The sequence below is a fragment of the Sphingopyxis terrae subsp. terrae NBRC 15098 genome, assembly GCF_001598815.1.
In the GTDB taxonomy this organism is placed as follows: Bacteria; Pseudomonadota; Alphaproteobacteria; order Sphingomonadales; family Sphingomonadaceae; genus Sphingopyxis; species Sphingopyxis terrae.
The window spans coordinates 1-11,331 of sequence record NZ_BCZQ01000048.1 but is presented as its reverse complement, the minus strand read 5'-3'; the positions used below and the strand labels follow the sequence as shown (position 1 = coordinate 11,331).

At 58.1% G+C, this 11,331-nt stretch carries 12 protein-coding genes; 5 read left to right on the top strand and 7 right to left on the bottom strand.

The features are described from left to right. Positions 1-204: zincin-like metallopeptidase domain-containing protein (locus STE01S_RS19150; RefSeq protein WP_255266032.1), on the top strand; the 204-nt coding region annotated here is incomplete at its 5' end. A 4-nt stretch (positions 205-208) separates the two neighbouring features. Here STE01S_RS19150 and STE01S_RS19145 read toward each other — a convergent pair. Then, positions 209-1,513, bottom strand: coding sequence for a PDDEXK family nuclease (locus STE01S_RS19145; RefSeq protein ID WP_062770834.1), 1,305 nt, complete (start codon positions 1,511-1,513; stop codon positions 209-211). A 449-nt stretch (positions 1,514-1,962) separates the two neighbouring features. Between STE01S_RS19145 and STE01S_RS19140 the strand changes: the two genes are divergently transcribed. From STE01S_RS19140 to STE01S_RS19130, 3 genes are all read left to right on the top strand, one after another. Further along, entirely contained in the window at positions 1,963-2,271 is a 309-nt protein-coding gene (locus STE01S_RS19140; RefSeq protein ID WP_062770832.1) for a hypothetical protein, read from the top strand. A 61-nt stretch (positions 2,272-2,332) separates the two neighbouring features. Next, positions 2,333-3,844 carry an RES family NAD+ phosphorylase gene (locus tag STE01S_RS19135; protein WP_062770830.1) on the top strand — a complete coding sequence of 504 codons (1,512 nt, stop codon included), beginning with the start codon at positions 2,333-2,335 and terminating at the stop codon, positions 3,842-3,844. Between the two features lie 282 nt (positions 3,845-4,126). After that, positions 4,127-4,333 (top strand): hypothetical protein, encoded by a 207-nt coding sequence (locus tag STE01S_RS19130; protein ID WP_062770828.1) that lies wholly within the window; start codon positions 4,127-4,129, stop codon positions 4,331-4,333. A 33-nt stretch (positions 4,334-4,366) separates the two neighbouring features. Here STE01S_RS19130 and STE01S_RS19125 read toward each other — a convergent pair whose 3' ends face one another. From STE01S_RS19125 to STE01S_RS19095, 6 genes are all read right to left on the bottom strand, one after another. Next, entirely contained in the window at positions 4,367-4,540 is a 174-nt protein-coding gene (locus STE01S_RS19125; protein ID WP_162928364.1) for a hypothetical protein, read from the bottom strand. A gap of 229 nt (positions 4,541-4,769) precedes the next feature. Continuing rightward, positions 4,770-6,071, bottom strand: a complete 1,302-nt coding sequence (locus STE01S_RS19120) for a relaxase/mobilization nuclease domain-containing protein (RefSeq protein ID WP_062770824.1) — start codon at positions 6,069-6,071, stop codon at positions 4,770-4,772. After that, a complete protein-coding gene (locus tag STE01S_RS19115; protein ID WP_040590517.1) occupies positions 6,068-6,436 on the bottom strand; it encodes a plasmid mobilization protein in 369 nt (122 codons plus the stop codon). Before STE01S_RS19115 ends, STE01S_RS19120 begins: the two co-directional genes overlap by 4 nt. A 258-nt stretch (positions 6,437-6,694) precedes the next feature. Beyond that, positions 6,695-8,314 (bottom strand): recombinase family protein, encoded by a 1,620-nt coding sequence (locus STE01S_RS19110; protein ID WP_062770822.1) that lies wholly within the window; start codon positions 8,312-8,314, stop codon positions 6,695-6,697. A 224-nt stretch (positions 8,315-8,538) separates the two neighbouring features. Beyond that, on the bottom strand, positions 8,539-9,678 hold the full coding sequence (locus STE01S_RS19100) for a hypothetical protein (protein WP_062770819.1): 1,140 nt from the start codon (positions 9,676-9,678) through the stop codon (positions 8,539-8,541). Positions 9,679-9,791: 113 nt separating this feature from the next. Further along, a complete protein-coding gene (locus STE01S_RS19095) occupies positions 9,792-10,937 on the bottom strand; it encodes a hypothetical protein (protein ID WP_062770818.1) in 1,146 nt (381 codons plus the stop codon). Positions 10,938-10,986: 49 nt separating this feature from the next. Here STE01S_RS19095 and STE01S_RS19090 point away from each other — a divergent pair. Continuing rightward, positions 10,987-11,331, top strand: a 345-nt coding sequence (locus STE01S_RS19090; protein WP_174531853.1) for a transposase, incomplete at its 3' end; no start/stop codon positions are given.

The window sequence follows — 11,331 nt, the reverse complement described above, 5'->3', positions numbered from 1 at the left end:
TGCGCGGAGCTTGGCGCTGCATTCCTGTGTGGTGATCTTGGTATCACCGCAGAACCGCGCGCCGATCATGCCGACTATATCGGCCACTGGCTGCGCATTTTGAAAGGCGACCGCAAAGCAATCTTCACGGCGGCGAGTGCTGCGAACAAGGCTGCCGACTACCTCAAGAGCATCGCTCAGATCGATCATCGAGAGGCGGCTTAGGCCGTCATTCGTCAGCCTCGGCATGTTCGTCGGTTTCTGTCCAAGAAAGTCCGCTAAAGATTTCCCAAACTGCCAAAAAGTGATCATGGGCGATGTAGCCGAACTTGGGCAGATCGTCCGAAAAGTAAATTTCGTCCATGCCGTTTCGGTAGCAATGTGCCATATAATCGCTGAAGATTGTGCGCAGAAGGCCAGTAAGCCTGATGTGCATGTTGTGGCAGATGACAGCTTCAATCATGCTCGTCTTGAAGCCCCACCAATCAGGCACGCTAATATCGGGACGAACGGCAACGCCGTTGCGGCTGATGAAGAATTCTTGAAACGATTCCTGCATGATACGGATTGCCTGTCCCATGAATGCCGAATGCAGGTTTTCTAGCCAGTATTCATTGTCAGGGACCTGATCGACAATGGCTTGGACCGCAGCCAAACGAGACTGATCTGATGCGCCAAAAACTTTGCCATCAGCTGATGATGCTCGGAGCGGGTTGAACGGATTGACGACACATAGAACCAACGTGTTTGGATTTGCGAAGGCAGGGCAGCTTTCTGCCCAATACTGGCGAGCATAAACCAAGCCATGCAACCCTGCGGCCTCAAGCCGTTGAGCGATTAAACCTGTCATCGTCTTGAACGCTTCTTGCGTGTAGTCCGGCGGCATACCCCCAGGTTCTCCAGCATCGATCCACCCATCAATCAAAGGAAACGATGCCGTCACAACGGTCATTGAGCTATCCGCTAGGACATTGTTTTCGATCCAGCGGTAATAGAGTTCACGTGGATAATACGCCTCAAGTGCGATTTTTTGACCTTCGATTTTGGGGATGAAGGCGAGGACGTTCTTTTGGTTGATAATCAGCTCTTGCGCCAAAGCATCCCTAACGCCCCTTCCTTCCATCGGGGCAATCAGGATTGATTGCAGGCTTGACTCAGATAGTGGCGGAAAGAGCGTGCAGAAGTGATTAGCGTAGCCCAATAGCTCGGTGAATGCTTGGCGTTCCGTTTGGTCGGATTTTTTCAGCTCAATGATGACGAGGTCACCAGAATCTGCGATGCTTCCGAGTAGGTCAATTCGGGTCGTGCTATCGCCATCTCGAACCAACCGAACCTCTTTCCCGTCCAGCTGGAGCGTTTCGAGACTTTCGATCATCATGTTGATCTTTGTCTCTGTTCGATTTTGAAGAAGCTGCGCGATGCTGGGGAAATCATCCTTCGGTAAGGCGAGGGGCTCCCGTGTTTGAATGATCAAGGTGCGTAGATCATCCTTGTGATTGTTGAATAGAAAATCTCTTATTTCGTTTTCAGTCATGTTTGGGTTTCGGCTCACAATTAGCTATGCTTGGTAGCGTCGATTTCATCTTATCGGCATGATCGGCAGTGTTCGGATTAGACTATCAGTTCGCGTAGCAATCTGTCGAGTGGCGGCGAGCGCTGCGAACAAGGCACCAAAACACCTCTGGAGCATCGCTCAGATCGAACGACGAGAGGCGGCTTAGGCCGCCTTTCAATTTCAATGCCGTTCTGACGTGGGCCGCTTGTCGGCCCTTTTCATTGTCTGCCCCGCGTCTGTGATCGTCCGGTGATGATGACGGGAATGTTGGCAGGGCCGGTGCATCGTCAACGGCTTGCCCGATCCATTCGCCCTCATTTCATTCAGGCTCCCGTGTTGGCCGTTTCCCTTCGGTGACGCTGCCCCTTCGAACCCTGCTGTTTGCCTCCCCGTCCACCGGACGAACCCAAACGCCAAAGGAGGCAGACATGAAAACCGACTACGCAATCATTCACAAAAAATGGAACGGCATCGAAATCGAAATTCGCTGGATCGCCGATTACGTCTCATTCGACGACGGACAATCAATGGCGCATCTTGAGGTCGAAAGCGTGAAGCCAGCACGCGCGCCGCTCCCGATCACCGAAACCGGATATCGCTCGCACTTCATCAATCGCAGCAATGTCGATCACATGGGCGGTCCCGAAGCCTATGTCGAAGCGTGGATCGACGAGATGTCACACACCCATGCATGGCGCGAAACCGCCGTCGCATCACGTCAGCTCGCGCTCTTTTGAGCGCGAGTATTGCCAAGCAGAATACGTTGACAGCCTTGGCGAATCCCGTTGAAGTCAGCACATGAGTGATGATGAAAATGACCTCCGTGTTTGCCACAATTGTGTGGGCGAAGGCTATCTGAGCGCGAGCATCGCAAAGAATGGCGTCATCGCGGCCTGCGATTATTGCAGTGACGATGAAGAGCCTACAATCACAATCGTCGAACTTGCGGATGAGATCGAAAGCGCCTTCGAGCGCCACTACGAACGCACGTCTCCTGATCCCGACGATTTCCAATCAGCGATGCTTCGCGACAAGGAAATCGACTACGAATGGTGGCGTGAAGGTGAGCAGGTATTGTGGGCAATCGCGAACGCCGCAAGCGTCGCGGAAGAGGTCGCCCAGGATGTGCTGGATATTCTCGAAGAGCGCCATGCTGTTGCTGCGAGCGATTATGTTGGCGAGGAACAGGAGTTCGATTCAGACAGCTACTACGAAGAGAAGGGGGCGAACGATTACAATTTTCGCATGGAATGGGATGCGGTCGAACGCTCGATCAAGGAGCGCACCAGATTCTTCAATCGTGAGGCCGATGCATTCTTCACGCGCCTGTTCGGAAATCTCGATCAACTAGCCAACCGGCAAGGCCAGTCTGTTGTTGTGAATGCGGGGCCAGAACACGACATCAAATCATTCTATCGGGCACGAGCCTTCCATAGCGGCGTCGATGATGAAATCGTGCGCGCACTGAAAAGGCCAGACCGCGAAATCGGTCCGCCGCCACCGCGCTTGGCGCGAGCAGGACGGATGAATGCGCAAGGCATCTCGGTTTTTTACGGTGCCAGCGATCTTGAAACCGCACTCGCCGAAATCCGACCTCCGGTCGGTAGTCGCGTGCTCGTAGGACGGTTCGACCTAGCTCGGTCTGTGCGCTTGCTCGACGTTGAAGCCCTGCGCTCTGTCTTCATCGAGGGCAGTATTTTTGACCCCGACTACATCGGACATCTCGAACTTGCCCAGTTTCTTGGTCGGCTAAGCGAGCGCATGACGATGCCAGTGATGCCGGATGATGAACCGAAGGAATATTTGATCACGCAGATGATCGCCGACTTTGTCGCGCAGGTCGGCGAGCCGCCTATCGATGGCATGCTCTACCGATCAGTTCAGAGCGCGGGCGAGCACCAGAATGTTGTCATGTTCAACCACGCATCGCGTGTCGCCGAATGGGACGTACCGCCCAACGCGGAGGTCGATGCGCGCACCTATGAGATGGATGAAGACGGGGGAAGCATCGATTACTCTGTAATCGAATGGCTGCCGCCAGAAGAAGAGGCAAAACCTGCCGAACCGAAATGGCCCTTCGGCTTGGATCAATTCGAGCCCTTTGATGCCGACGCGGTAACGTCGCATCATGATGGACGAGCCGCCACGCTCCAACTCGATCCCAAGAGCCTACAGGTCCATCACGTTTCCGGCGTCACCATCGCAACTGAGTCCTATGACGTGGATCGGCATCGATATCAGCGGCACGCATTCCCCAAATTTGCCGGATTGCCTGGCGTCGAGACGCAGGACGACGATGCCGGCTTTTAGCCCCGCTAAGACGAAGATTAGTGGTGGCACACGCACTTTGATGCGTCAGATCATGTTCTCCTAAACTTGCCACCGAGCAGCGGACATTCCCACCGGCATTCATTCATGGGTTTTGACCAGCCGCGTCTCGTATCAAGGCCGCTCGCTTCCGCACTTCGTTTGTGCAGCTCCGCGCGCGGGTTCGCTTCGCTCAGCCTTTGATCCTCACCTCCATCGTCAGGTCACGAGTCTCCCCATGAAGCCGAGGGAATTGTCCTTCGGTGGAAACCAAGGAGAACTGAAATGTCTGACACAAACTCAAACCGCCCGAGCCATCGCTTGTTCAATGTAACCGGTGACGGCGACAATGCCCGATGGACTGACATCGGCGTCGCATGGGCAACCAAGGACGGCAAAGGGTTCACGCTCGCGCTCAATGCGATCCCCGTCAATGGTCGGATCGTCATGCGGATCAACGAGGAAAAGCCAGCCAACAAGAAGGGGAGCTAACGCTCCCCTTCGGGGCTTCGTGAGCCAGCGTCGCTATGGCGCTGGACCACGGCGGCCAAGTTCTTGCGCTATTATCGCGAGAAGCGATTGTGCCGATGCGATTGCCGCGTTGCTTGCCGTGATGGCGCGCGATGCATCTTGGAACAAGGCCGCGAGTTGTGCGGTGGATTTGGTCGCAAGATCGTTGCGGTTGAGATTGAAGTTCATGACATCCTCCATTTCGTTTGCGCCGCCCACCATGGGCCGCGTTGGAGGACGCGCATCCGCACATCGATTGCCGATGCATCACCTGTGATCGCAACGAATGTGGAGAAGGCCAGGGATCACCATCCCGCCTTGCATCATGTTCAACCGAATGCGGATAGGTTCGATCAATCAGCGGATCATGTGGTGGTGTAGAAGTGGAGGAAGGCGAACGGAAACGACCCGTGAAGGATCATCCCAAATCCAATCCCCGATCACGTGGCTTTGGAGCAGGTGAGCGCCCATCACGCGTCCGACCATTGCGGTTGCGCTCGGCTTCGCCTTCTCGCATCCGGCGGAACTTGGCGGCGTCCCGATAGAGACCGAGGATGCGTTCGGCTTCCTTGCGGCGGTTCTCTTTGATCAATTCTTGAAGAGCTTGGCGATCCTTGTGCTGTGCACGGATCAGAGCGTGCCGCTCATGGCTATCGCGCTCCCGCGCAAATTTGGCTTCCATCTCATTCTGCTTGCGCACTTTGAAATACTTCCCTGTCAGGAAGTCCCATGCACCCGCAATGCCTTTGCGCAGACGTGATGCGCGAATGCGTTGCTCTTCGTTCCAACGGGTTTCGAGTCTGGTATTGAAGGCTTGGCGTTCAGCTTGATGCTGAACCTTGAGCGCTTCGCGCTTGGCTATCAGGGGTTCCATGTTGCGATGGGCAATGCGCTTTGCCTCTGCAATGTAAGTCGAGAGGCGAGGTGCGATCTCTGTCGCGATGCGTTCGCGAGTTTCCGCGACGGACATGAGTTTTGATGAATCGCCGAGCCGTGCGGCGATTTCTGCTTTTTTGTCAGGAATGATGCGCGAGAGGGAATAGACATCACCGTCAGTGGTGACGGCGACGAAGCCCCGTCTGTCACCGCGCGCAAGAAAGAGGCCGCGCTCTTCGAGCGCAGCCGCAAAACTTTTTGCATTGTCGGCTTGCCGGTAACATTCGATCACTGCACCGCGCAGCTCGCGCGGATCGATGCTTGTCCGCTTGGCTTGTTGCCATTCGTCCAAGGAAAAATTGCGATGATCGCGGAGTTGCGGATTCTCGAAACCGCGCGGCATCTTCCACCCGTTTTCGAGATAGACCTCTTTTGCCAAGGCCTGGAGCTTGTTCTTGAAGAAGGGCAAATCGATTGCCGTCATGGTCTCAGCGTTGATGCGCGACCAAACGGCATGACAATGTCTGCGGCCTTCTTTCTCGTGAAAGACGATCATGCGCGGCTGACCGGTGAGGCCAAGCCGCTCTTCGATATCGCCGATCACCTTCTCGAACACTTCGACGCGCACAGATTCATGCGCGGGCGGACTGAGTGACATCGAGAAAAGATACTGCTTGCACTTCGTGCCGCGCGCTGTCGCATAGGCTTCGTTCATCGCGCCCATGACCGTGTCGGAGATGAAGCCCGACACTTCATGAATCTCGACATGCTCATTCTCTTCAGTCTTGAGGAGATGGCTCCCAAGCTGACGACCACCGCTGCGCTTGGAAGCTTTGAAGATCATAGGCGCGCATCCAGATCGAGCGCTTCGATCAAAAGCTGCCGCATCCGCGTGACTTCCTGCACAGCCGTGAGCAGCGCTTCCTCGGTCTCTGGTGTGACCGGAAGGCTGCCCGTGTTTGCGGCCTTCGCGAGTTGGTTCACGTTGTTCGCCAATCGCGATTGACCGAGCATCGCCAAAAGCTGCGCGAGCGCGCGATGATCCTTCACCGGAAACTTGCCCCGACGACGCGGCGCGATCCAATCGGGATCAAGCAAGCGTGAACGGATATAGCCGCCGAGTGACATACCGGCGGCATCGGCTTCGATCTTCGCGCGTTCTTCAAACGTGAGACGAAGGGAGAAGGGAGGTGGACGACGGCTACCCATGGCCGACCTCCATTGCGTCATCACCGGAATGACGCTTCTTTGGTCCGCGATAGGTTGGGCGTTGCGGACGCCGCGCCGAAAGATCGATCCCGACCACGTTCGGGTCAAGCGGAACCGAGCCGCCATTCGATGATGACTCATCATCGTGAGCCACGTCATTGCTATTGGCGGCTGGCAGGATTCCGGCGATTGATGTTTGACTTAAAGCGTGGTTCCACTGGGCTAGCGTATCAAAGAGGAGTTTCGAACTTTCTCCTCCTAGGTGCGCCAATCCCCCATGAAAGTACGAACTTTGTCGTCGGCTGGCATTTCGCCTGCCGCGGCGAGTTCGAGTGCACGATTGGGGCCGCGGATGATAATCTGTTCGCGGCTCATCACCACCTCGCCGACGAACGCCCGGACATAGCGGCGGCGGACCTGCGGCTCGCCGCCATCGCGGAGCTTGGCCCGCATGGCGGCGGCGAACCGCTCAATCTTTTCGGGTGTGATCCGGCTGCTCTTGGCGCCGATCTGACGTTCGAGCGCGACAATCTCCTCGGCGACCGAGGTGAGCCGCAGTTTGAGCGTTGCCAGCCGTTCCTTGAGAAATGGGTCGTTGGGTGCGGTCGCGCCACTCTCGACCATCATAAACAGCGCGCGGATGGAGTTGGTCACCTCGGTTTCCTCTGTGCGAAGCACGGCGACCTGCTTTCGGCGGCTAGCGTCCGCTGCGGAGGACGCGTCGAGCATTTCGCCGAGCAGAGCCGTCAGGCGCTCGGGCTGGAACAGGCGCGTCTCCAGCGCGGAAACGACGGCTTCATCGACTTTGTCCATCGGCACATTGTTACCGCCGCAGGAAAGGTCCCCTTTCTTGCGGCGGTTGGAACACGCATAGTACCGGTAGCGCCCACCCTTGCCAGTCATCAGCATCATCGTTGATGTACAGCCATTGCAGCCACAGCGACCAATGCCAGATAGTAGCACCGGTGACGTATGCGACCGGGGTGCCGAGATGCGCGGGTTCCGTGCCTTCAGGCGCTTCTGGACTGCCTGGAACCGCTCCTCGCTCAGGATCGCGGGCACTTTGACCTCGATCCACTCCTCACGCGGTCGCATTTCTCCGGTGCGGCTGTTGCGGCATCCGTAATAGTGGCGACCTGCATAAGTTTCGCGGGTCAGAATCGCATAGATCAGACCCGTATGAAAATGCTGATTGCGGTGTGTGTAGCCCCGCTCGCGCAGCCATTTCACGATCGCGTTGATGCCAAGCGGCTCGGTCTTGCCGTCACCTTCGAGATAGAGCCGAAAGATTAACGCGACTAGGGGGCGTTCAGCCGAGTCGATCGCCAGCTTCTTCTTATCCTTCTTGTCGCGCCGTTCCGCGACATATGTGCGGTAGCCAAGTGGCGGTGCCGAGCCGTTATGAAATCCGGCCTCCGCATTGGCGGACATCACTATCTTGACCTGTTCGGCGTTGATCTCGCTCGAAGCAGCATCGAGCGAGGTAAAGATGGATCGAATGAGCCGCGCATGCGGGCCTTCGCCAACGTCCTGCGTCGCCGAGATCAATTTGACGCCGGCCTTCTCGAGCTTCCGGCGGTATCCCTCGCTTTCATACTCGTCGCGGAAGAATCTACTGAAATTGAAGACGAATACGGCGTCGTAGCGTTTCGGCTGCGCGCAGGCGTCGGCGATCATCCGCTGGAGAGCCGGACGGCGGTCGGTCAAGCCGGACTTGCCCGCCTCGACATAGGTTTCGACGATCTCGTAGCCACGCTCCACGGCGGCGCGGGCGATACCCCTTTCCTGCTCGTTGAGCGAGGTTTCGTGCTCTGCCTGACGTTTGGTGCTGACCCGCACATAGGCGCAGGCGCGCAAGGTCATCTGATCAGTCGTCATCGGCAAGTATCCTCGCAAGATCGTCGGCCAAAAGGGCCATCAGCCATTGTGACTCGCCGGGCAGAAGAGGGAAAGAGTCCGCGAGACGATCGATCACCTCGAAGGAGATTTTAGCTGTCCCGGCGCGGGACGACCGATGTCGGCGGTGTTCGCCGCCATCGGCCTCCCCAGGCCGGTTGTCAGAGGTGGGCGCGCCCACGGTCAATCCCTCCGCCAACCCTCGTTCAGTTATGCTGATCCAGACCGAAATGGTGACGGATCACCGCGATGCAGGCTTCGGCTGCGGCTTGGCGTTCCTCGATCGACATATCCGAGACGTCAGGCAGGCTGATGCGGTCGATGTCGTCGGAGAAGCGTTGATAGGCGGCTACCGGCTGGTCGTCGTGGCCGAAGATATCTTCGCTCTTCAGCGGAACGACCGGCTTCGGTTTGACCGTCTTGTTGTCACTCGACGCCTGTGCATCGCCGTCCGGATAAAGCGCAGCCAGCGCTTGGCTGGACTTTAACCTATCGCCGTTGGCGGCGATGTCCTCGGCGAGTTCGAGCATCGCCTGGAACGCCTCGGGAGGCAATTCCTTCTGCCGCGTCAGGATAGTGGTCCCATAAGAGATTGGAGCCATGTCCGGCTCTTCCAGGATATCGAACAGCATCGGATAGGCCTGCCGCATTCGGGCGGCGATCAGCATGTTGCTAACTTTGTCCTTGGTCAGCCGCGGATAGCGTTCGGCGATCGCGCGCTGACTGATCCCGTTCACCTGCTGGAGGTTGAGCAGCGCCTGGGCCTTCTCCATGGAGCTGGCTTCGATCGTTCCGAGCGCGGTGTCGCACACTGCAACCACTGCATCCGCTTCGGTGCCGGCGTAGCGCACACAGCGAATCTCGACGTCCTCGTTGCCGGCATGCGTCACTTTGAGCGCGTGCCAGAGAAAACGGCCATCGATGATCGGGTAGACACCATCGACCTCATCGAGAACGACGAGCGGGCGAAGGTCATCCGGTTCGGCGGCGGTTAGCGCGAGTGCGTGGAAGTGTTCTCCCTTCTCCCGCGATCCGGCGCGCGGGTGGTAGACCCACTCGGCCAGCTTTGAAAGTGGGAGGCGGAATTCTCCGGGCACCGGCGGCGCGCTGGCGAATGTGCTCGTGAAGTCCCCATCGCCATTCCCGTCGGCGGTGCCTTCGCTTGCGATAACCGCCTCGGCTTGGCGCGGCGCAAAAGCATGCTGGCCCGGGGTCAGCTCGTTTGCAGAAGCCTCAGTGGCGGGCGGCGGCGTGCCGTTGCTTGCTGCCGTTGGTTCGATGGCCGGCTCAAGCTGGGCGGGGTCGGCCTCGAAGGCTTTTTCGGTATTCTCGTCGGTTCTGTTCATGACTGGTCTCCTGCGAGACCCGGCGCATCATGCGCCGCGTCATCGCAGGCAAACCGATCAACCGATTCGCGGCTTGAACCCTCCCGGACAGGATCGGCATTCCAACTGCTCGCTCAAGTGTTCAACGCTCCTTCGCTTGCAATAGCGACCAATTTGTCATCACGATCGCGCCACCAGCGTTCGGCATGTTGTGGATCGAGAGTGATGGGGCTGACCGCGGGAAGCAGGGCGGCGACCTGAGTGAGGGCGGCGTCGCGCCAAGCGCGCTTCTTGGACGCTGATGGGGAGCCGTCGCTGCACCCTCCTTCAACCTGCAGACGATCGAACATATCGCGGAACAGGTCTTGGATGCGTTCGACTGGATGCTGGCGTGGCAGCCCCGTCGCGATGTCGGTCGCTACGACTGGGCGGCAGCCGACGCGTGTCGTCTGCGCTAATGTTGCGTTCAGAGCATCGCGTTTATTGGCCTCAGCCGGATCATAGCGGACATACCGACAACAGTGACGCAGAAACGATACCTCGGCTTTGGGTCGCAGCCACGCCTCGAAGAGGAATCCCTGCGTCCAACCAGGCTGATAGAGCGCTTTCAGTGCATTCGCCCGTTCCATCGCGCGGTCATAGGGGCTGGATCGCCGCGGTCGATCGCAATCGGCATTTCCGGGGATGGGCCATGCCATGCCACCCTGGTGGGCCAATACTTCCACTTGATCCGCCAATGAAGGATTCCGGATCAGGGTCGGCACCACCGCATCGCGCCAAGAGGCATCGCTGCGCCGCAAGCCCATTGCGGCGAGCCCCTCGTTGAGCTTGTCGCGCGGCAGCATTGATCGAGCGGTGGCAGGGCAGATGTTGCTTGTGATCACCACCGCCAGTTCGAATACCAGCGCGCGTCGCTCGTCACTAAGATCGCGAGCGCCACCGCGCTTGTCTCGGAGCCAGAAGCCGTTCTCCCACCGCGCCATATTCCAGATCATCTGGATCAAGGCGACCGGCGCGAGCATCGCGGGTTCGACCCCAAGAAACCACTGCCCCGGCATATTCCCTTCAATCCATTCGATACGCCCTGTTTTCTCCCAAAAACCGCGCGCGTTGAAGAACGCGGTGCGTGCGCCTTCAAGGATCGGGTCTGCTGTCTTGGGCTTCACCTGCTTGTTAGCGTCCGCGCTCGTGGTGTAATTTCCGGTGTAGGCGATGGTGTATTCCGGGGTGGGGCATGCCCCACCCCGGAATGCGGCGTCGCTGGTGGCCACCGGGTTCATCGTTATGGTGGAGTTTGCACACTTCAACCGTGACGAAGAGGAGTTCCCGATGACCGAGGACAGATTACTGATCGAAGAGCTTGCTGCGAAGGGCGGCCAACCGGATTTTTTGCGCACCATCGCCGAGAACGTGCTGCAGCTGATCATGGAGGCCGACGTTGATGGCCTGATCGGCGCGGGTCGCCACGAACGCAGCAGCGAGCGCGCGACCTGGCGCAACGGCTATCGCGACCGTTCGCTGGATACCCGGGTAGGCACGCTGAACCTGAAAATCCCCAAGCTGCGTGCTGGGTCCTACTTTCCGGGCTTCCTTGAGCCCCGCAAGATGGTCGAGAAAGCGCTGGTTGCGGTGATCCAGGAAGCGTGGATCGGCGGGGTCAGCACCCGGCGGGTC